The sequence below is a fragment of the Acinetobacter sp. YH12134 genome (genome assembly GCF_013418555.1).
In the GTDB taxonomy this organism is placed as follows: Bacteria; Pseudomonadota; Gammaproteobacteria; order Pseudomonadales; family Moraxellaceae; genus Acinetobacter; species Acinetobacter indicus.
This window is the reverse complement of the sequence record NZ_VPBT01000002.1, coordinates 197060-217587: the sequence shown is the minus strand read 5'-3', so window position 1 is coordinate 217587 and position 20528 is coordinate 197060. Positions and strand designations below refer to the sequence as shown.

Annotated in this window: 18 protein-coding genes, 1 pseudogene and 1 CRISPR repeat array; of the genes and pseudogenes, 7 read left to right on the top strand and 12 right to left on the bottom strand. The window is 42.9% G+C overall.

Annotation, left to right across the window (positions count from 1 at the left end):
• The first annotated feature begins 28 nt into the window (after nucleotides 1-28).
• The 4 genes from trpB (at nucleotide 29) to FTU69_RS02525 (ending at nucleotide 3160) form a co-directional block, all read left to right on the top strand.
• Nucleotides 29-1240, top strand: coding sequence for a tryptophan synthase subunit beta (trpB, locus tag FTU69_RS02540; RefSeq protein ID WP_180103430.1), 1212 nt, complete (start codon nucleotides 29-31; stop codon nucleotides 1238-1240).
• A complete protein-coding gene (gene trpA, locus FTU69_RS02535) occupies nucleotides 1237-2025 on the top strand; it encodes a tryptophan synthase subunit alpha (protein WP_180103429.1) in 789 nt (262 codons plus the stop codon). Before trpB ends, trpA begins: the two co-directional genes overlap by 4 nt.
• A gap of 321 nt (nucleotides 2026-2346) precedes the next feature.
• Nucleotides 2347-2742: a transposase family protein gene (locus tag FTU69_RS02530; RefSeq protein ID WP_008306679.1), complete on the top strand. Its 396-nt coding sequence runs from the start codon at nucleotides 2347-2349 to the stop codon at nucleotides 2740-2742.
• Nucleotides 2690-3160 carry a transposase family protein gene (locus FTU69_RS02525; RefSeq protein WP_180103428.1) on the top strand — a complete coding sequence of 157 codons (471 nt, stop codon included), beginning with the start codon at nucleotides 2690-2692 and terminating at the stop codon, nucleotides 3158-3160. Before FTU69_RS02530 ends, FTU69_RS02525 begins: the two co-directional genes overlap by 53 nt.
• A gap of 16 nt (nucleotides 3161-3176) precedes the next feature.
• On the opposite strand, the pseudogene ribA reads toward FTU69_RS02525, so the two are convergent.
• From ribA to FTU69_RS02465, 11 genes and pseudogenes are all read right to left on the bottom strand, one after another.
• Nucleotides 3177-3671: pseudogene (gene ribA, locus FTU69_RS02520) on the bottom strand (GTP cyclohydrolase II); the annotation flags it as partial.
• Nucleotides 3672-4748: 1077 nt separating this feature from the next.
• Entirely contained in the window at nucleotides 4749-5030 is a 282-nt protein-coding gene (locus FTU69_RS02510; RefSeq protein WP_180103427.1) for a hypothetical protein, read from the bottom strand.
• On the bottom strand, nucleotides 5027-6586 hold the full coding sequence (locus FTU69_RS02505) for a PepSY domain-containing protein (protein WP_180103426.1): 1560 nt from the start codon (nucleotides 6584-6586) through the stop codon (nucleotides 5027-5029). Before FTU69_RS02505 ends, FTU69_RS02510 begins: the two co-directional genes overlap by 4 nt.
• A 3-nt stretch (nucleotides 6587-6589) precedes the next feature.
• The gene (locus FTU69_RS02500; protein ID WP_168369521.1) at nucleotides 6590-6874 is read right to left on the bottom strand and encodes a hypothetical protein; all 285 of its coding nucleotides are present in this window, start codon (nucleotides 6872-6874) and stop codon (nucleotides 6590-6592) included.
• Nucleotides 6875-6915: 41 nt separating this feature from the next.
• Nucleotides 6916-7527 carry a DUF4198 domain-containing protein gene (locus FTU69_RS02495; protein WP_163145893.1) on the bottom strand — a complete coding sequence of 204 codons (612 nt, stop codon included), beginning with the start codon at nucleotides 7525-7527 and terminating at the stop codon, nucleotides 6916-6918.
• A 64-nt stretch (nucleotides 7528-7591) separates the two neighbouring features.
• Nucleotides 7592-9745, bottom strand: coding sequence for a TonB-dependent siderophore receptor (locus tag FTU69_RS02490; protein WP_180103425.1), 2154 nt, complete (start codon nucleotides 9743-9745; stop codon nucleotides 7592-7594).
• Between the two features lie 571 nt (nucleotides 9746-10316).
• Nucleotides 10317-11111, bottom strand: a complete 795-nt coding sequence (locus FTU69_RS02485; RefSeq protein WP_180103424.1) for an energy transducer TonB — start codon at nucleotides 11109-11111, stop codon at nucleotides 10317-10319.
• Nucleotides 11108-11554, bottom strand: a complete 447-nt coding sequence (gene tolR, locus FTU69_RS02480) for a protein TolR (RefSeq protein WP_005177325.1) — start codon at nucleotides 11552-11554, stop codon at nucleotides 11108-11110. Before tolR ends, FTU69_RS02485 begins: the two co-directional genes overlap by 4 nt.
• A gap of 6 nt (nucleotides 11555-11560) precedes the next feature.
• A complete protein-coding gene (gene tolQ / locus FTU69_RS02475; RefSeq protein WP_180103423.1) occupies nucleotides 11561-12247 on the bottom strand; it encodes a protein TolQ in 687 nt (228 codons plus the stop codon).
• Nucleotides 12248-12318: 71 nt separating this feature from the next.
• Nucleotides 12319-14286: a phytase gene (locus tag FTU69_RS02470; protein ID WP_180103422.1), complete on the bottom strand. Its 1968-nt coding sequence runs from the start codon at nucleotides 14284-14286 to the stop codon at nucleotides 12319-12321.
• 58 nt (nucleotides 14287-14344) lie between these two features.
• Complete coding sequence (locus FTU69_RS02465) at nucleotides 14345-16804, bottom strand: TonB-dependent receptor (protein WP_180103421.1); 2460 nt, start codon at nucleotides 16802-16804, stop codon at nucleotides 14345-14347.
• Between the two features lie 317 nt (nucleotides 16805-17121).
• Here FTU69_RS02465 and FTU69_RS02460 point away from each other — a divergent pair, with 317 nt between their 5' ends.
• The 3 genes from FTU69_RS02460 to FTU69_RS02450 all read left to right on the top strand — a co-directional run bounded on the left by FTU69_RS02460 (nucleotide 17122) and on the right by FTU69_RS02450 (nucleotide 19591).
• A complete protein-coding gene (locus FTU69_RS02460; protein WP_104988725.1) occupies nucleotides 17122-18045 on the top strand; it encodes a GGDEF domain-containing protein in 924 nt (307 codons plus the stop codon).
• The gene (locus FTU69_RS02455) at nucleotides 18042-19031 is read left to right on the top strand and encodes an AraC family transcriptional regulator ligand-binding domain-containing protein (protein ID WP_180103420.1); all 990 of its coding nucleotides are present in this window, start codon (nucleotides 18042-18044) and stop codon (nucleotides 19029-19031) included. Before FTU69_RS02460 ends, FTU69_RS02455 begins: the two co-directional genes overlap by 4 nt.
• A 185-nt stretch (nucleotides 19032-19216) precedes the next feature.
• Nucleotides 19217-19591, top strand: coding sequence for a transposase (locus tag FTU69_RS02450; RefSeq protein ID WP_180103419.1), 375 nt, complete (start codon nucleotides 19217-19219; stop codon nucleotides 19589-19591).
• Nucleotides 19592-19702: 111 nt separating this feature from the next.
• A CRISPR array of direct repeats spans nucleotides 19703-19970; the repeat unit is 28 nt; unit sequence GTTCACTGCCATGTAGGCAGCTTAGAAA.
• A gap of 48 nt (nucleotides 19971-20018) precedes the next feature.
• Here the strand turns inward: FTU69_RS02450 and FTU69_RS02445 are convergent.
• Nucleotides 20019-20513 carry a Dps family protein gene (locus tag FTU69_RS02445; RefSeq protein WP_005177343.1) on the bottom strand — a complete coding sequence of 165 codons (495 nt, stop codon included), beginning with the start codon at nucleotides 20511-20513 and terminating at the stop codon, nucleotides 20019-20021.
• Nucleotides 20514-20528 lie beyond the last annotated feature (15 nt).

Genomic DNA, 20528 nt, shown 5'->3' with positions numbered 1-20528 from the left:
CAAGTTTTGATAGTAAAAGAGATATGAGATGACAACCCCTTATACAGGTAGTGGTCCTGATGATTTGGGATTTTTTGGTAAATTTGGCGGATGTTACATGCCAGAGAGCTTAATGCCAGCACTTCAAGAATTAGAGCAAGCCTTTCATACTGTTCGGCACAAACCTGAATTTTGGGCTGAATATCAGCAGATTTTAACGGACTTTGTTGGTCGTCCTAGTCCTCTTTTTTATGCAAAAAACCTAACAGCTTATGCAGGCGGCGCTCGAATATATCTCAAGCGAGAAGATTTGAACCATACGGGTGCGCATAAGATCAATAATTGTGTAGGGCAAATCTTATTAGCCAAATTTATGGGGAAAACCAGAATCATTGCAGAAACGGGTGCTGGACAACATGGTGTTGCAACAGCAACGGTTTGCGCGCTGTTTAAGATGAAATGTACTATTTTTATGGGAGAAACAGATATTCAGCGCCAACAAATGAATGTTGAACGTATGAAATTACTCGGTGCTGAAGTCAGAAGTGTTCAAAAAGGTCGTGGGACTTTAAAAGATGCCATGAACGAAGCATTACGTGACTGGATTCGTCATGTGGATACAACCTATTACCTATTGGGTACGGGTGCAGGCCCTCACCCATATCCCACCATGGTGAGAGAATTTCAGAAAATTATTGGTTTAGAAGCCAAAAATCAAATACTCCTGAAAGAAAATAAACTGCCTGATGCTCTAGTTGCTTGCGTGGGTGGGGGATCAAATGCATTAGGGTTGATGCATCCTTTTCTAGAAGACCTGAATGTCAAAATGTTTGGCGTTGAGGCAGGTGGAAAAGGAATAAATAGCGATGAACATGCCGCTTCTATTTGCAAAGGTCAAGTCGGTGTGCTGCATGGCAATTTAACCTATTTATTACAAGATTTAGATGGGCAGATTTTAGAAGGACACTCTATATCGGCCGGCTTAGATTATCCTGGTATTGGCCCTGAGCATGGCATTCTGTTTGAAACAGGACGTGTTACATATACGGCGATCACCGATCAAGAAGCGGTAAATGCATTTCAGCTTTTAAGCCAACAGGAGGGCATTATTCCTGCGCTTGAGAGTTCTCATGCAATTGCGTATGCGATTCAACTTGCACAAGAAATGCAGCCAGAACAGATCATTATTGTCAATTTAAGTGGCAGAGGTGACAAAGACTTAAACACGGTCAAAAAATATCTTGCAGGAGCTACAGCATGAACCGTCTAGATCAAAAATTAGAGCAATTGAAACTGGAAAATCGAAGCGGTCTGGTCTGTTATTTTACTGCTGGAGATCCTAATTTTACAGAAAGTTGTCGTTTGTTAAGCCAATTGGGTCAAGCAGGGGCTGACATTATTGAAGTGGGTATTCCATTTTCTGATCCAGTAGCAGATGGAGAGATCATTCAGGCAGCGCATCTTCGGGCTTTAGATGCAGGTCAAACGGTAAAACAGACCATTGAGTTGGTAAAAGCAATAAGACTGCATGATGACCAGACACCAATAATTTTCATGACTTATTTAAATCCGATGATACAATATGGTTTTGAGAAACTTATCACCGAAACAGAAAATCTTATAGATGGAATATTGATTTTAGATGCTCCATATGGATATCGAGAAAAATTTGAGGTGCAGTTAAATGAAAAAAATATGCATTTAATTGCAATGACCGCGCCGACGACACCAGTTGAAAGGTTAGAGCAAATTTCAGCACGCGCGACAGGATTTTTATATCATATTGCAGAAAATGGCTTAACAGGAGGAGACTTAAATTTGGCTAATCTTGAGAAAAAGATTGCTGAAATCAAGCCGATTTTTAATATTCCTGTTGCAATGGGTTTTGGGATCAAAAATGAAAGCCATGTTAAAGCACTAGCCAATAAAGTAGATCTTATTATCATTGGCTCAGCGCTTGTCGATACTTTTTTTAATAAGGGAATGAATGCGACTTTAGAAAAAGTGACGGTTTTTGCACAGATACTGAGACAAAATAAAGAATAGTCAGGCACCTTTCATAAATCTACTTTAAAACCATAATTGAATATAAAACAATATTTTTTCTTGGCCTTCTCCCGAAAGGGAGATGGAACTTTGTCTGTGATTTTTTACCGAAAGTGATCGCTTTTTAGAAATCACTATTATCATACAGATGTGACATACGTTTTTGCTTTGTTTCTAGATAAGCTTTGTTAAAGATATTCAAACCAACTTTTAATGGAATACGTTCAACAACATTAGATCTCTTTCATAAATCAAAAAACGATCTTCTTTTTGGTTAATATTTACACTCCGGATTTCTTGGCATTCGTGCATAATCTGCCGATGAAATACATCGATTCAAACAAGCTTTCTGATCCTCAGTTCAAGCGATACACAGGCATCTCATGGTCAACTTTCTATTTGATGGTTGAGCAATTGCAGAAGCATGTCTCTGCCAAAGGCAGACCGCCCAAGTTAAGCCTGGAGGATCAAGTTCTGCTCTGTCTGAGCTATTGGCGGGAATACCGAACCTTATTTCACGTTGCGACGAGTTACGGGGTTTCAGAGCCCACAGCCTCAAGAATTGTCCGTCATGTTGAAGATTGTCTGATTCGGTCCAATCTGTTTAATTTACCCAAAGATTTACCCGAGGGCGAAGGCATCGACTGGAATGTTGTGATCGTAGATGCCACGGAAATTCCAATACAAAGGCCTAAAAAAACAGAAGAAAAGCTATAGCGGCAAGAAAAAGACTCATACCTTTAAAGTACAGGCCATGATTCACTACAAAACTCAGCAAATTCTGAGTTTATGTACCAGTCGCGGTGCAGTGCATGATTTCGAGTTGTTCAAACGCAATTTAAACCAGATTCCTTTTGGGGCTTTTATCCTTGCAGATAAAGGCTATCAGGGGATTTATGTGTTGTATCCGAATAGCCTGTTGCCATTAAAAGCCAAAAGACACTGTAAATTGGATCCTGAATTGAAAATCTATAATCAAGAAATCAATAAAAGAAGAATCGGAATTGAGCATGTATTTGGCAGCCTGAAAACCTTCAAAATCCTTGCTGAGCGTTATCGAAATAGAGGTAAAAGGCTTGGTTTGAGATTCAATTTAATCGCTGGAATCTACAACTTGGAACTGAGCAAAAAATGATTTATGAAAGAGGTCTATTAATTCCTAAATCAGTTAAAGATTTAATTTTAAGGGGATTATTTGTAATGAGTTTTACATTCTTTATTTTTAAATAATCTAACATAATGGTACACATATCATATTTACGAGCATCTGCTGGTAAATTTAATAATAAATTGGCGTCAAGAGTATCATGTCCTTGGTCTTGAAGGGCGTAAGCTCGAATTTTATTGGTTAGTCCTATGCCGCGACCTTCTTGGCGTAAGTATAAGATCACACCTTGACCTGCATCATTAATCATTTTCATGGTTGAATGTAATTGGGGGCCACAATCACATTTCAGTGAAGCAAAAGCATCACCTGTTAAGCATTCTGAATGAATTCTAACAAGTACTGGTTGATTAGAAATAGTATTCATGCCTTTGGCAAGAGCAATATGTTCTTCACCAGTACTTTGGTCTTGAAATGCTATAATTTCAAAATTGCCAAATGCAGTAGGTAGTTTTGATTTTGAAACAAATTCTATAGCCATTGAAGAATACACCTATATAAATTTATATTTGATACGATTTACTTAATCTATCTTAAAAGCATCGGCTAAATTTTTTACAATTATAAATTTCAGCGTTTTACTTCTGATTAAAGAGTATGTATTTAATAGTGAATTTTTTGTGAAATGTTAAGTTGACAAAAACAACTAACCAGGTGGAAAAGTTTTTTAGTTAGCCAATGTTCACACATGCCTCGCATTGTTTCTATCCTACTCAGCCTAGAACAGCAAGAACAACTCATTTTTTTGACTAAGCATGCAAAACATTCGCGTGAAAGGCAACGTACCTAAATGATTCTTTTGCTTTCTGAAAGTAAAAGTGTTGTAGAAGTTGCTGTTTTACAAGAATGTATTTGATAAAAGATAAGGCTACTACGTCGACGTTGGGAGCTATATGAATTTGAATCGATCTAAGATGGGCATCGCTTAAGTCGGTGCAATACATTAACCTCGGACGATCAGGCGAAAATTCTAGGTTGGGTCAATACAACTACACTCGGCGCAGAACAAATCTGAGTCTAATTATATGAAGGATATAATGTGTCCGTGTCGATAATGTCAGTCAGTTAAGCAAACATTAGCAAAATGTAGTAAAAATGAGTGTATGCCAATACGCTCATTTTTTATGACTTTATCTGAAAATTTAGATTGCACTCTCCAAAAAGCCTCCCCCTCACTCGAGCCTGTAAATTAAATTGTGTAATTGCCTGAATTTGCTAAAGGAATCAAAACAGAAGACGATCTCAACCAATTCACCCGATTGTTGACCAAACTCACTGTTGAAACGGCTCTTAATGCCGAACTTACCGAACATCTCGGACATGAAAAAATGCCCGTAAATCTGGCTCTCCTTCGGGGTATTATTTTTTCTTATGAACAATATTTTTTTTAATTTTGTTATCTTTAAGATAAATCATCTGAAAAACTTCAGATATTAAATAGTCTATGTATAAAAGCAAAACAGAGTAATAAATATATAAACACTTCAAGCTTATTAATTAGGGAACTTTAATTTTAAAATCTTTATGTAACCAAGCCATTTATAATTAAACCCCAAAATTATAACTTTTTCCCTAAATGATTAATTTTTAAAATAAAAACAAAAAGTACCGGACTCAGCAGCACCCAGAGCGCAATGAAGCTAATACTCTCGCTAAACTGTGTGCTTAATAGCAACATCACCATACATAAAATAGTGCCTGACGTGAGTTTAACCAAGACTGGAAATACTGAAAGTAGGGCATATCTGGAGGTTCTGGTTTTTATGACCTGTTTTTCACTGACGGTATAAAAACCAAAACAGGCCAGCCAGAGAAGTCCGATTACTGCAATCCATATCATGATGAAGATCCTTGCTGCACAGTTTTAAGTTTGGTCTGGATTTTACGGACCGCCTTTTGCTGAATAGGGTGAATATTCTGGTGTAAAAAGTAAGCAAGCAGTGCCAATAGCCAGAGCATCAAATCAATACGTAAAAATGGCCAGTAGCTTTTAAACGAATCAATATCGTGTTGCGAAACCAGATAATATATATCAATCAGCGGAAGCATAAACGCAGCCCCAATCAGGATTTTGAGTTGGGTTTTCCATAAATACTGCTGTGGCGTTAAACAGGCCAGCATGAAACTGCCAATCCAGATAATGAAAAAACTATAAATTTCATAATTCGGTGCACCTGCAGGGATGCTGACAAAACGATTGGCATACAGATAGCCGAGCATGGCCAGCGGAAGGCCAAGGATCATGCTGATATTTAAACGGTTAACTAGATAGTATCCGAGATGAAAACGTACCGACTTTTTCTGCATCTGACGTTTCAGGCTCCAGAGCAATAAACCCGAGGCAATCATGGCGCAACCTAAGAGGCCGGAAAAAAACAGAGCCAACCGTAACACCGGGTCAGCAAAACGTGCCATATGCAAGCCATACACGCCGGCATTTAAAGTGGCAATTGCACTGTCATTACGTGTGTTTTTTAGCAGTTTACCTGTGGCGGCATTGAATGTGAGTTGAGCCTGATTTCGGGTAATAGAATGATCTTTCAGTTCCGTGAAGGTGATTTGAGCCAGTTGGGTATTGGGCTGTTTAACGGTAATGCTCTCAAATTCAGTCTGTCCCCAATGCTGCTGTACCGTTGTAGTAAAATGCTGAACAGGAAGCATGTTGCTTTTGACAGGCGCAGTAGAAATAGCTGATCCCTTTACAGTCTGGATATCTTCAAAATATTGAAAAGGATGTTCCGGATATAACTTTTTCATACCAGACGGCAGGATAATATAAAAGAAAATCGCCAATCCGGTAAAGGTGATGGTCAAGAAAAAGGGAAGTGCAATTACCGAACTGACATTATGAAAATCCAGATAGGATCGTTGTCCTTTAAAGGCCCTTAAGGTAAAAAAGTCGGTCAGGATTTTTTTGTGGGTAATAATTCCTGAAATCAGGGTGATCAGCATGATGAATGCTGCAATGGTCACCATCAGACGCCCGATGGTGTAGGGCATACCATACAGTTGAAAATGAAAATTATAGAAAAAATCTCCGCCTTGTGTCGCTGAAAGGGTTAATTCACGGCCCGTCGAGGCATCTAGAGTTTTCATTTCATAGTGGCCATCGGGTGTTTGCCAATAGATTTTATTGACCGGCGCGGCGGGATGAGCGACGCCAATGTACCAGTGCTGCGCATCTGCTGCATGTTGCTGTAAATATTGATAGGCCGTTTTGACCGCGGTGTCCTGATTTACCTGCATTGAGGCAAATTGTGGCTGCATCCACATGGTAATTTCATGACGATAATAGGTCACTGCACCGGTTAAAAAGATCGCGAAAAGCAGCCAGCCAAAGCTTAAACCCAGCCATGAATGCAGCCATGCCATAGATTGACGGACAGATTTATGCATGGTTTAACCTGTGAAGTGCGAGAGAATAAACAAGAGGATGATGGGGACCAAGCCATATACAGAAAGCTTTTTTAAACTTTGAATACAGAAGGTTCCAATCACAAAACAGACATAAAAAATCAGTGCAGTAAAGGTCGCCAGATAGACCGATTCGGCTTTGGGAAGATAGGCTTGTAAAAAATAAGCCAGATCACGTGCTATCAGGTCACTGCCTAGATAGCCCATCCCAAAGCATATCCCTAAGCGATACAGGACAGCGAGGGGCTGAATCACAGAAATCGAAATCATAGAGGACCTTTAGTTGCATCTCGACAAGAAAAATGAGTGGCTTAATGCACAAAGCTGAGCGTGGTGACAAAATATTGTTTTTTATAGGCTTGCTGATTAAAGGTGCCTGCTTGATCTAATTCTTTTGCCACTTCAAGCATGTACTGACCTTTCCATGGCGTAGCAACCGTAATTTGTCCCTGGCTATTGGTGGTGTATTTTTTCAGCCAATACTGAGGAGAAAAGACGGTAACCTCCAGATCAGCCGCGGGCTTGCCTTGATACAGCACGGTAAAGGTATTGCTGTTGCGTTGGGCGGGGATAATATCCAGCTCGGATTCGGCTTTCAGATTCTGTCGTCCGGCTTTAGCATGGTAGCTCAGTAAAGATTCACCATAGATCAGTTCATGGCTGAGTTTTACATCAGCCTGATCTTGCGTGGCATAGACCAGATGATCCTGCTGAAGCTGAGGACTGAAGATTTTTTTGGCCTGAACCACTTTAGCTTGATTGAATGACTTTAAGGCACCTTCCTGAGTTTCTTTCAGCTGTTCACTGTATTCACCAAAGAAGGCATAGGTTTGAGCATTTGGGCCACGTTCAAGCCACAGCATATGCGCTTGAGCAGACAAGCTCATCGACAAGCCCATTGTCAACGCTATCATTTTTTTCATGTGTTTTTACCTGTTTTTAAATAAAAGGATTGGTCCTGAAAAAGTTTTAAGGCCAAGGGAGTAATCAATATTTGAATTTCACCGCAACGCTATAATTTGCCGGCGCACCATAGAAGCCTTGCTGGTTCGGGAAATTGAACAGGTATTTTTCATTGGTCAGATTATTTCCATTGGCCTGCAGGGTGATATGTTCATTCAGCTCATAACTGGCCATCAGATTGACCAGTGCATACGCATTCTGTTCAATCATGCCCGCTTGCTGGGTCACGCCATTTGTGGTGCTTTCCGGTACTTCCAGATAGGTTTTATCCTGCCATTGCAGCCCAAGCCCCAGTCTGAGTTTTGGAATTTGCGGTACCTGATAGGTTGTTAACAGATTAAAAGACTGGTTCGGATTGAAGGTACGGGCATCTCCGCCATTGATCAGATCTTTGAGGCTAAACTGGGTATAACCAAAACTGAGATTGAGATGATCGCTTAACTGCCCGGCAAGACTGAATTCATATCCTTGAGAACGTAAATCGCTGACTTGGGTTTTGCGTAACGTCGGAATGCCATCAGAGTCACGTAGCGGATAATTACTTTGTTCTGTCCTGAAGATGGCCATAGTGGCGGTCAGTCTGTCATCTAACCAGGAACTTTTAATGCCGGCTTCGTAACTTTCACCTTCAATCGGTTTATTGAGATTGCCATCTGCCGCTTTGCTGGTTTGCGGACGGAAAATGGAGGTATAGCTTAAATAGCCGGTATATTCAGGACTGAAGTTATACGTCAGGCCAGCATAGGGGAGGACTTTATCTTCATCATAAATGGTGTCGGTACCATAACTGCTGCCTGTACTTTTGGCCTGTACATAATTGGCACCAAGCAGTACTTTGAGATCCTCATTCAGATGTAGACGAGTGGCGGCATACAGGCTCTGATTTTTCTGCCGGATATGCATTTCCCCACTGGTTTTCGATAGATCCCAGCTCGGTTCTTCGGGGGTAAAACTGGCTAAATCTGTGGTGAAAGGCTGAGCAAAACTACCTCCGTAACCGAGTTCATCCAGCTGGTTTTCTGCCCAGATATACCCTACAGATGCTTCATGACGTTGTCCCCAGAGCGGATAAGTGCCGCTGAAACTCAGATTGGCTTGCTGCTGTTTATTGTCATCCAGATACATGCCCGGATAGAGAAACACGCCTGATGTGCCATCAGCCGCTGGCCGGCCGGACAGATATAAAAGTTTTGCATCCCGTTTTGTCCGCTTTTCGTCATAGCTGAGTTTGGCCGTCCAGTCACCCCCGAGTTTTTGTTCAATCTCGGCAAAATAGTTTTTAATATTGCTATCCCAATAGGCCCAGTCCGGACTGTAATTATAGTTTTGTGGATAATGAAGCTGTTCGCCTTCGGTGTTGATGAGCGGATTGGAACCCCAGTTCACGCTATTCGGTTGATTCTGAGTTTCGCTATACCCGGCGGTCAACAGGGTGGTATCGGTCAGATCTGCTTCTAGCACAGCCCCGACACCGTTTTTCTCCAGGCTATAACGCTCCAGATAACTGTCACCCGTCTGCTGATAACCAAACAGTCGCCCTCGGATTCTGCCATCTTGCGTCAGGGCGGAGGATACATCGGCTTCATAGCGCTGGGTATTCCATGAACCGTAACTGGCATTGAGTGCTGCCTGAAAGTCCTGAGTCGGGCGTTTTCGAATCAGGTTAATGGTTGCACCCGGATCGCCAATCCCATTATTCAAGGCATTGGCACCTTTAACGACTTCAATCCGATCAAATAAAAAACTGTCCGGATTGTCATTATTATAATTATAGCCTTCAAGCGGCAGCCCAACGCCGTCGACCAGCACATTGGAAATTTCAAAGCCGCGTGAGAGGTAAGAGGTTCGTTCCGTTTCCTGATTGCTCACCATAATACCGGGGGTGTTGCGCAGGACATCGCGAGTATTGTTCAGACTAAAGTCATCTAGTTGCTGGCGCGTGACCACGTTGACCGTTTGTGGGGTTTCTTTGAGCGGAATATTGAGCTTGGAGGCTGTTGCAGAGTTTTGAATTATATAACGTTGAGTGTGTTCAGAACTTTGATCTGCCTTAGCGGGTTCAGCGGTCATGGTAATGGTGGCGAGCTGCTGCGTATCTTCTGCAAAGCCTTGTTGACTCACTAAAATTGCAAGACTTAGCAAAGATAGCTTGAAGGATGGGTGCACGATGTAGGACATTTTTGTTAATGAAAATGATAATAATTATCATAAATATTATTTGTTAATTTATTGCAAAGCAATCCTGAATCCATAGGAAATATGAATGAAAGATGAATAAATCATAGAGAAATTAGGAGGTCGTGCGCTTAAGTGTGCGATAGAAGTTAATTATTGTGATGAATAATAAGGAGTTACTGCATTAATTATTTCTGGCCAGATCATGTTGCAGATATCGCTATATATTCTTTTAAATATTCTGGTTGGATGTTCTGGTGTTAAGTGATTGGCTTTTGAATAAGAATTGGGGGATAGAAGAGGTATTTTGCATCTTAGTCTATAAGAGATGACCTCAATTCAATGATCGGGGATAATGCAAAGCTTCTTTATCAAAGTTTTGCTCTGGTGAACAGGATTGGTGTCATATTGCTGTCAGCCATTTTTCAGTTCAACCACCTGAGTTCCTGTTCGCATCGAGATGACTTCATTTTTGAGCTACTCATATCAGCCCTTATGAATGACAGATAATCCAGTGACCTAGATGGTTTCATAAAGATAGACCATACAAAGAACTGAGCCTATTTAAGCATCTTTATTCAATCCGGTATTCAAAGGTATTTTTAATTTTAGCAACTTCAACAGCCTGACCATTGACGATCCGTGGTTGGTATTTGAATTGCCGGGCTGCATTGAGTGAAGGACGCACAAATATCGGATCACAGTCTGTTAATGCTTTAGGATTTATCACTTGGCCTTGAGTATTCACGCTATATTCGACCGTGCAGTTGCCTTCCAATTCATTCTCCAAAGCTCGCATTGGGTAATCCGGTTTCACTTTTGAAATCGGTTTATAGTTTTTTTCATCAAATACAGGCGGAGGTTGTGTATTTTCCGCCACTATCGGTTTGCTGACAGATGGCGCCGGCTGTGTGGTCGCAGCAGGCTGGGCCGGTGCAGGAGGAGCCTCATGCGTCACTACTGCAGTAGTTTGCATGGTGGTGGATGTATGATCTGTCATTGCTTGTGAGCTGGCGATTTTGGGTTGAGGATTTGGCTCTGGTCTGGCTTTGGCAGATTGGTTTGAAACTGGCTTCGCTTTAACCGGCTGAACGGGTTGAGTTGGCGCGGACTGGACTGGTGCAGCGACTGGGGGCATTACTTGAGATTGAGCTGGTTCTTGAGTTGGCGCATGTTCAGGTTGGAGCTGAGGTGATATGTCAGCTTTTGGAAGCTGTATAAATTTAACCTGTACCGACTTGGGTGTGACTTCTTGGATGGGACTGTCAAAATTCTGGTTTAACACGCTGTAGACCAGGGTGGCATGCAATACAGCCGTCACAGAGAAAGCGACAGCAGTGGCTGGATTGATCCGTGATATGCTTTTCACTGATCCTGCTCCTCGGTGACTAGGCCCAATTGCTCAACGCCACTTTGTTGTAGCAATCCAATGGTTTGTGCAACAAGCTCATAATTGGCGCTACGATCCGCACGAATAAACACCTGAATATCCTGATGGATTTGTAGCAGTGGAGATAATTTTTCTTTCATTTCTGTGAGACTCGTTGCCCGATCGGTGACTTGTGTAGTATCGACACTTTCTCCCACATTCCAGTAATAGCGGCCATCTTCTTGAATCGAAATAGTAATGACTTTTTGTTCCTTGGGGGTGACCAGAGTTTCAGCCTCCAGATTCGGCAAGTTCACTTTTATGCCTTGGGTGAGCATGGGGGCAGTGACCATAAAAATCACCAGCAGCACGAGCATCACGTCGATATAGGGAACAACGTTCATTTCTGCGTTGAGTGCGTGCTTTTTCTGACGTTTCTGCATGTGGTATTAATTCCCTGCCTGTAAAAAACGCAGCATTCGGGTTTGTAATTCATTGCCGAAACTGTAATAACTATTAGAAATTTTTTCTGCACGGGCACTCAGGCGGTTATAGGCAATCACCGCAGGAATGGCTGCAAATAAACCAATGGCGGTGGCAATTAATGCTTCCGCAATACCCGGTGCGACAGCGGAAAGGGTGGCTTGTTCAAGCTGAGACAGGCCAATAAAAGAATTCATGATGCCCCAGACGGTGCCAAACAAACCGATATAGGGGCTGACTGAACCCACAGTCGCCAGAAAACTCAGGTGCTTTTCCAGCTTTTCTTCCTGTTCACTGACACTGGTGAGCAAACGTCGTTCAACTTGATCGGTTACCGCTGCCGAGGAGAGGCGAGTGCTGGTATGTTGAAGTGTATGAAATTCATCCAGGCCGGCCTGATAGATCTGCCCAAGCCCCCCTGATTTCGGCTCGGATGGTTCGGTTGTGGCAAGCGGAAAAGGCTGTTGGCGGAACTGGCTTAAAAAGACTTTATTCGCAGCTGTTTCCTGACGCAGACGAATACTCTGTTTGATAATGACATACCAGCTAATAATGGATGCCAGTAATAAAATCAGCATTACTGCTTGAACCAGCAGACTGGCATGGCTAATCACTTCCCATACTGAAAGCTGTGCTGCAGATGGATTCGACATAAAAACCTCAATAAAATTATTCTTAGATGAAACACAGGTACAGCGCCGTAGGCTGTACCTGAGGCAAGGGCTTATTCCAGACCCAAGGCTTGTGCAATTTTTTCCCAGGCCACATATTTGTAGTTCTGATTGCCTTCTGGCATACGCTTACGTCCGTCCTGAACCACCAGCATACCTTTTTTCCAGATACCTCTCAGATTGGCTGAGGTCACCTCAAGCCCGTCCGTTTCAGAGACCGCATCAATCTCGTGATTCAGATTGGCCGAGATTTTAAATTTCCCGCGCAGCTGATAAGGGGCGGCAGCATCGACCACAACATAACTGTCATCTCCCTGGCTGGAAATGACCAGATAATCACGTACTTGACCTTTATAAATGGCCAGTCCTTCAATGTCTGCCTTGACCTGTTCCCCAACAGTAATCACCGGTTGTAGCTGAATCTGTTTAGGGTCATCCAGCCTGGTGGTCCACACCGCTTTTGCTTCTTCACCGACATAGATCCGGTCATGTTCATCATCCACCACACAGCCTTCAGGCTGGCTAGATACTTTAAACCTAAGGACTTCCTCTGCGCTCAGGCCGCTTGCCTTGCTTTGAATCTTATATTGCACAAAAGTGCCATTTTTATCGTTTGGAATGGCAAAGGTTTCACCTTGCCGGTTCTGGTACATACAGAATCCATAGATGTTATTGAGATCTGTTGGCAGTTCTCCTAAATCTTTGACCTGTCCAGTTTTTTGATGGATGCTGAACAGGTGAAGGCTGTTCTGATCGCGGTTGGTGGCGATGGCTAAATCGACTGTCTGTTGCCCCAGTTTGAAATTCGGTCGAATATCAACATTATTCAGACGGCCGACTTTTAAGTATTGCAGCTGTTTCCCGTTCAGGTCGTAGACCGCAAGGCCACCTTGTTTATCTGTACCCAGCACACGTGACAGACGTGGGTTAGCCTGATTGACCCAGATTGCGGGATCATCAGCCGCATCACCACGGCTTGGAACCAAATCGGTTTCGACATCTGCCGGAATGGCTAAGCCTGCTTTTTTAGGAGGCAGGGCTTGCGTGGTCCAGTCAATGTTCAATAGCTTGATCTGATCATCAACCAGTAACAGCTGTTTCTGGTCTTGGGTACCTTTCAGGCTGATACGTTCAGGCTCATCTACATTCTGTAGAGAGAGTGGAGGTAATTTGTGCCATGAAGTACCCTCAATGCGATAGCGGTACAGCACAGCTTTGGATTCATCCATTGCTGCCAGTGCATTGTCGATCAAGCTTAGTCCGCTAACATTGCCTAGAATTGATCCATACGGATGATTCAAATCTACTGGATAGCGGATCAGATCTGCTTCAGGATCTGCCTCATAGGCCCAAATGCCCACATCTTCTTCATTGATATACAGTTTGTCTTGATGGTCATCTACCACACAAAAACCACTGTTGGGTGGCAGGCTCATGTTACGAATAAAACGAGGGCTAATCTGGTTTGAGCCTCCAGACTGAATCATCCATTGCTCCCCGATACCTTCTTCTCCCACCAGAAAGCTATATAAAGATTGATCAGGCGTGAGATACAGGCAGTTATCTTCGGTTTTAAAGCTACGGGCCGCCAGATAGACAGGCTTTGCCCAGGTTCCGGTGTTTAAATCAAAACGGAAAATGACCGGTCGCTGCTGAAGTAAATCAGTGGTCTGGATAATCAGCTGTTGGCCAATGCTGCGATAGTCAATTTTACTGAACGAGCCGGGAATATGCTGTACACGTTGGGCATTTGAATTCCACAGGCTTAGGCCTTGGGTTTTGCTGCTGGTGAGCACTTGAGCATTTAAACCATCAATCTCAATCCAATGTGCATCTTCGACGGTGATGGGTAACTTGAAAATTTGCTCCACCGGCAGCGCAGGCTGATCCAATGCTGAAAGAGTCTGTTCCAGATGAAGCGGGCTGCTGATGGTGTTCTTTTGGGTATGAGCAGAGGAGGTGCAGCCAGATAAAGCCACAAGCGCTGCACAGAAGGTGCTTAATTTAAAAAGCATTGTCATGATTTTTCTCTAAATAAAAAGTACCCAAAGCCAAAGTGGCTTTGGGTGAGCTAAAGGCTTAGAAATGTGTGAATTTCAGACCAACTTTATAGCTCGGGCCGTATTCTTCGTATTGCGCGTTATAATGACGATTGCCGTTATAGTTGTAATACACTTCATCGGTCAGGTTTTGTGCATTAAAGAATAGCTGGATATTTTTGTTAAAATTCACATGACCGCTCAAATCAACAAACACCTGATCATCGGTATATAAATCTTTTTCTGGCTCATCAATGCCAGAAATTTCATTCAGATAACGGGATTTATAGTTGGCGGCAAGACGCAGACCCACACGGTCGTTTTCCCAGCCGATCATGGCATTACCGACCACTTTAGATTGGCTTGGGAAATTAATGGTTCGGGTCATCAATTCACCATCGACCATACCATCAATATCGGCTTTGGCACGACTGAAGGTGCTGTTGAGACCAAAGATGAAGTTATGCCATTTTTGGCTATAGCCGAGTTCTACACCGTAAATTTTGGCGGATGAACCGTTTTTGAAAGTCATGGCTTCATCAAAATCGATCCAGTCACCAGTGCCTGCAACGTTAGCGTTATAAATAAAGTGATCAATATCTTTATAGAACGCATTCATGGAAATTACGCTGGCATCACCAAAGTATTTCTCTACGCCTAAATCAAAGTTGGAGGCTTCCAGCGCTTTAAGATTTGGATTACCAAACTCGGCTTCATCACCATCAATATAAATTCCCGGTCGGGATTGTTCAAAGTTTGGACGTACCACAGTATTGGTCCATGCGGCTCTTAAAATAGCATCACTAATTAATTGATATTTAAGATGCAGGCTCGGTAACCAGTGATTATAATCATTTTGGGTGGAAACAGAGCTGCTTTCACCGTCCAGAATCCGATAGCCTTGTGTTTCAAAATCAGTATCTTCATAGCGTAGACCCGCAATCACCCGTAACCGATCAAAATCAATGGTATTCATGACGTAAGCGGCATGAATATCTTCAGAAGTTTTATAATCGTTGATGACCGATTCTTCAGCATCTCGCCAGTCATTCGGGTTGAGCTTGGCCAGTTGATTATGGATCGGGCCACTAGACAAGGTCGGGCCGAACTGTGCCAGTTCATAATGACCGTTTGAACCAAAATGGACAGGGAATGTGTCTAAATCTTCAACTTTCCAGATTTCAGTATCATTGGTTTTGGTGCGCTGGCTGACTTTTGCCCCAAATTTGAAGACAGATGCATAATCGTTGAGCAGATAATCGCGGCTCAGATCGAATTTGGCATTTTTCTCTTTATCTTTGGCTGTGCTTTTTTCCCATTCTACTTCATCGAGTTCATATTGGCTTGGGTCATAGAAGCTGGCCGCGCCTTTCACGACAGGAATACGCGTGCTTGAATATTGCAGATCATCAAATTCACCGACAAATCCGGCACCGGCAATACCGCCCGGATTCTTTTCCGAGGCTTCGCTATAGCCGAGCTGAGCTTCCAGCGTCCACTGATCAAAACGGTTTTTACCGCCTAGCACAAAGGATTTAATTTCCTGGGTTTCTTCACGTTCTTTCAGTTCACGAACTACTTCTGCACTGCCTGGTGTATTTATGGCGAGCGGATCGGAAAATTCAACACCTGCAGCCTGACGGGTTTCATTGTCCTGGAAGCGGCTATATAAGGTACGTAAATAGTATTCACTGTTCTTATTTGGTCGAAAATCGAAATTCAGGCCCGCGCCCAGACGTTCACGTTCAATATCATATTGACGCATTTCTGTTTCTTCGAGCAGGCCATCCTCCCATTTCCCTCCGGTTTCAACGTTATCTGAACCAAAGGTACGCTCTTGCCAGCTCAGGGCTGCAGCGACACCAAAATTATCGGTGCCGGAACCGAGACTGAATTTCTGGCTCACCGCACCTGATACTTTCGGGCTATATTCTTCACGTTTTTCATCATAACCGCCTTCAACTGCAGTCGTATAAAACAGGCCGTCATGATCAAACGCCGACAGACTTTCAACCTGAATGGTCCCGCCCAGTGAGTTTGCATCCATATCTGGAGTTAAGGTTTTAACCACGGTTAAAGACTGCACCAGTTCTGCAGGTAAGACATCCAGCGCTACACCACGGCGCGATGCCTCTGGTGCAGGAACCAGCGTGCCATTAATCGTAACCGCATTCAGATCGGTGCCCAAACCTCGCACTGTAACAAAACGGCCTTCACCCTGGTCACGTTCAGTTGACACTCCAGGAATCCGTTGTAAGGCTTCCGCTGCGTTATCATCAGGTAGTTTTGCAATGGCATCGGCATGCACCACGCTGGAAATCGAATCGGATTTGCGCTGTTCTTTTAATGCTTCATTGATACTTGCGGCCTGTCCAATTACACGGACGTATTCGGTTGCGGTTTCGGCTGCCAGACTATGGCCAGTGGCCAACATACATAACACTAAAGTGCTGACCTTAAAGGTAAATGCTGCTGTTTTATTACTGCAATGAGTGCTCATTTATATTATCCCCAAAGAGCGCAATGGCTGTTTGTTGAGCACCTTAAATTTGGTCAATGACTAAATGATGACAATAATAAAAGCTGAAATGATATCCACCGATGTTTCAGTCCGGTTTGAGCTGATTTGATGGAAATATTGAGGCTCATGAAGAGCAGAAACGCGTATAAGCACCTGTTAGCAGTGGCATTAAAAGCGAAGCGACAGACTTTTTAAAATTTATCCTGAGCTGATTTGAAAATCGGGCAAAAGCGGCTTGTAATTAAATTGTCATAAAATACTGATTAGCTTATGAAAACAATAATTATGTTCGGGCTATGCTAAAACCATTCTTCTACTATCCACGGCACTTTTTACTGGTGATGATCATGGCCATCGCCTGTCTGGCTTTTTTTATGCTGTCCGGAAATTTTAAAGCACACAGTGAAATTCAGGTGATTGATGTGATTGGGGAGGGGCTGGCCTGTTTACTGACTTTGTTATGGATTTATCTCATTCTGAAAAGCCGTCCAAGAGGCTATGTGACCCGATATTTTTATTGGGGACTGACCTTTGTCTTTCTGGCTTTATGGATGGATGTGCTGGATGAATTTATTGCCATCCCCAAAACATTGGTTTGGGATGATTTACTGGAATCCTTTACTACCCCTATCGGTTTTATTGTGCTGACCATTGCTATGGTGAACTGGCATAAAGAGCAGCTGGTCTTGTCCAGAAAATTGCAAACCAAAGAGCATGTATTTCGGGATCACCGTTTATTTGATGCGATTACACCGCTGGCAGATGCCCAATACTTTAAACAGCAATTACAGCATGAAATTAACCAGCGCCATCATTCGGCAAAAAATATCCATCTGATGATGATCAATATTAAAGATTTAAGCGCCATCAATAGAGAGTTTGGTTTTGATACGGGCAATCAGGTCTTGTCGGTCATTGCACAAACCATCAGTTTGAATATCCGACCGTGTGATCTGGTCTGCCGTTTGGCCGGTGACAAATTTATTTTGATGCTGCTGGATCTGGCTGATGCACAGGTTGAGATCATGGCCAGAGAACTGCAGAAATGTATTCAGTCACAAATTTTTTATACACATCAGGATTTTCAGAAATTTAACATCGACTGCCGCTATACTATCAGTGAAGTTCAACAAGACAGCCCAGCTACGGAAATCCAGAAATTATATAAACAGATGAAACATCAGCAGATTATCAAGTTAAGAACAAGGATGTCGGTATGAGCTATCAGAATGATCAGTTGATTCTGCCGACTTATCTGGCACCTGCATTATTGATTGATTTAGCTGAGATGTACGGTGTAAATCCTAACCGTATTTTAAAAGGAACACCGGTGTTTATTGAGGGGCTGATCTCGGTGAATCAGTGTGTTAGTGTCGAACAGCTGATACACATGATCAGGAATTTGCATGAGAGTATTGTGCATCCTGAAGTGCAATTTTTATTTGGTCAGCGTTATATTGAAACTTTAACGCATCCGGCCTTAAATGCCATTGCGTATAGCCAGAATATTAAAGAAGCGATACAGCGCTATGTCGAGTTTCATATATATTTAAGCCCTTGGCTGACGCCGGTGGCTTACTATTCTGATCATAAAATTATTCTGTTCTGGCTAAATAGCCAGCAGCGTCATGCCACCTCTCTGGTTATTAGTGCCATGACGGCTGTCCGGACAATTTTGCTCAATAGTACCCAAGAAGAGCTGAAGATGAACTATCACTTTGTCGGTGCAGAGCCGGAATTTATTGAGCAGTTCTGGGAACATCTGGGAGAGAATATTCAATTTAATAGTCTGGTGAATGCCATACAGATTGATATTCAGGAGTGCACACAAAAACAGAATTATCAAACCAGTGCGATGCGCCAAGCCTACTATCATCAGGCGAAAGTGCTGCAACAACAGTCCGGTCTGGAGCAGAGCTTTCTGCAAGAGGTACATCATTTTTTGATTCGTAACATTCATCAGGCACCGAATCTGGAAGAATGTGCAGAATATTTTCAAATCAGTATTGCGAGTTTTAAGCGAAGATTGAATAAACATAATACCAGTTATCAGCAAATGCTGGATCAGGCCCGTTTGTTTACGTCTATACAATTAAAGACCTTATTTGCCTATAACGATGAGCTGGTCGCCGACTATTTAAATATTAATGATATTCATAATTTTAGAAGGGCATTTAAGCGCTGGAGTAATGTGGTTGTATCCTGATTTAGAGGATTTTATAGAGAGCTGGGACAGGTTTCGGCTTTGAGTTGAGGCCTTGATTGATGTCTCGGATTTCCAAGTGAGTTGCAATTTAATTTCCGTTATTTGTAAGCGTCCGCTGAGCCCCACTTTTTCTAACTCATTAATACCGCGATAGTGTCCACTAAATTTTAAGTGGACACCTATTTATGGATTTAAAGATAGTTATAGACAGCACACCAACGCTAAAAAAGCCCCGTCGAACCTTCACTGCTGAATTTAAACATCAACTTATTCAGCAATGCCAGCAGCCAGATACATCGGTGGCTAAGGTCACAATGCAACATCAGATCAATGCCAATCTGTTGCATAAATGGATTCGTCAGTCCAGATCAATGGTTCCATCATTAACAACCCCATCTTGTCCACAGACCGACTTCCTTCCCGTCATTCTTCACCCGACGCCAGTCAAACAAGAAGCACCTCCGCCACCTGTGCCAGAGAGGAAAGCTACCGCTCATATCAGGATTCCATTACATGATGAACAATGTTCCGTAAGGGATCAGATGATCGAAATCGAATGACCGGTGGAGTCTGCAACTGAATTACTGCTTTTACTTCAGGGCTTGATCAAATGATCCGTATCGATGAAATCTGGTTGTCTACCCAGCCCATGGACATGCGTGCGGGTATGGATACGACCCCATACAGGCAGCTTAGAAAATTCCGCTCTGCTGGCTGGAAATACCTGTCTAGTTCACTGCCATATAGGCAGCTTAGAAAATTCGCCAAAGCAATCAGCGCCTCTTCACCACGTTCACTGCCATGTAGGCAGCTTAGAAAATTCACCAGAATTTTCAGTATGACAGGACCAGGTTCACTGCCATGTAGGCAGCTTAGAAATGGGTGCTTTTTTATTGCCAGATCAAGAGGGGGTTCACTGCCATGTAGGCAGCTTAAAAACACCCAAAATAAAACCGGAGCATCGCCCCGGTTTTATTCTTCATCTATTTATTCTTCTAACAGGCTTCTTAACATCCAGGCAGTTTTTTCATGGACTTCCAATCGTTGGGTCAGTACATCCGCAGTTGGCTGGTCATTGGCTTCTTCCACCACATCAAAAATACTGCGTGCGGTACGGGCAACTGTTTCATGGGCACGAACCAATAACTCCACCATTTCATTGGCTTTTGGTACACCTTCGACTTCTTCAATCGACGCCAGTTTTACAAATTCTTTATAGGTTCCCGGCGCCGGAAAACCCAGCGCACGAATCCGCTCGGCAATAACATCCAGTGCATTCCATTGCTCGGTATATTGTGTCATAAACATGGTGTGCAGGCTGTTAAACTGTGGCCCGGTCACGTTCCAGTGGAAATTATGGGTCATTAAATATAGGGTATAACTGTCGGCCAGAAGTCGGGAAAGCCCTTCGACAATTTTGGCCCGGTTATCTTCAGAAATACCAATATCAATATGCATCGATGCTTTTTTCATTTTCGCCATGAGTCGCTCCCAAAG

Coding starts and splice junctions, on each gene's coding strand:
- FTU69_RS02500 (WP_168369521.1), bottom strand. CDS start 6,874: ATGATTTCGATTTCTGTGATTCAGCCCCTCGCTGTCCTGTATCGCTTA.
- FTU69_RS02455 (WP_180103420.1), top strand. CDS start 18,042: ATGAGCTATCAGAATGATCAGTTGATTCTGCCGACTTATCTGGCACCT.
- FTU69_RS02450 (WP_180103419.1), top strand. CDS start 19,217: ATGGATTTAAAGATAGTTATAGACAGCACACCAACGCTAAAAAAGCCC.
- tolR (WP_005177325.1), bottom strand. CDS start 11,554: ATGCAGAAACGTCAGAAAAAGCACGCACTCAACGCAGAAATGAACGTT.
- FTU69_RS02530 (WP_008306679.1), top strand. CDS start 2,347: ATGAAATACATCGATTCAAACAAGCTTTCTGATCCTCAGTTCAAGCGA.
- trpB (WP_180103430.1), top strand. CDS start 29: ATGACAACCCCTTATACAGGTAGTGGTCCTGATGATTTGGGATTTTTT.
- FTU69_RS02470 (WP_180103422.1), bottom strand. CDS start 14,286: ATGACAATGCTTTTTAAATTAAGCACCTTCTGTGCAGCGCTTGTGGCT.
- FTU69_RS02460 (WP_104988725.1), top strand. CDS start 17,122: ATGCTAAAACCATTCTTCTACTATCCACGGCACTTTTTACTGGTGATG.
- FTU69_RS02525 (WP_180103428.1), top strand. CDS start 2,690: ATGCCACGGAAATTCCAATACAAAGGCCTAAAAAAACAGAAGAAAAGC.
- FTU69_RS02510 (WP_180103427.1), bottom strand. CDS start 5,030: ATGATATGGATTGCAGTAATCGGACTTCTCTGGCTGGCCTGTTTTGGT.
- trpA (WP_180103429.1), top strand. CDS start 1,237: ATGAACCGTCTAGATCAAAAATTAGAGCAATTGAAACTGGAAAATCGA.
- FTU69_RS02445 (WP_005177343.1), bottom strand. CDS start 20,513: ATGGCGAAAATGAAAAAAGCATCGATGCATATTGATATTGGTATTTCT.
- FTU69_RS02490 (WP_180103425.1), bottom strand. CDS start 9,745: ATGTCCTACATCGTGCACCCATCCTTCAAGCTATCTTTGCTAAGTCTT.
- FTU69_RS02495 (WP_163145893.1), bottom strand. CDS start 7,527: ATGAAAAAAATGATAGCGTTGACAATGGGCTTGTCGATGAGCTTGTCT.
- FTU69_RS02505 (WP_180103426.1), bottom strand. CDS start 6,586: ATGCATAAATCTGTCCGTCAATCTATGGCATGGCTGCATTCATGGCTG.
- tolQ (WP_180103423.1), bottom strand. CDS start 12,247: ATGTCGAATCCATCTGCAGCACAGCTTTCAGTATGGGAAGTGATTAGC.
- FTU69_RS02465 (WP_180103421.1), bottom strand. CDS start 16,804: ATGAGCACTCATTGCAGTAATAAAACAGCAGCATTTACCTTTAAGGTC.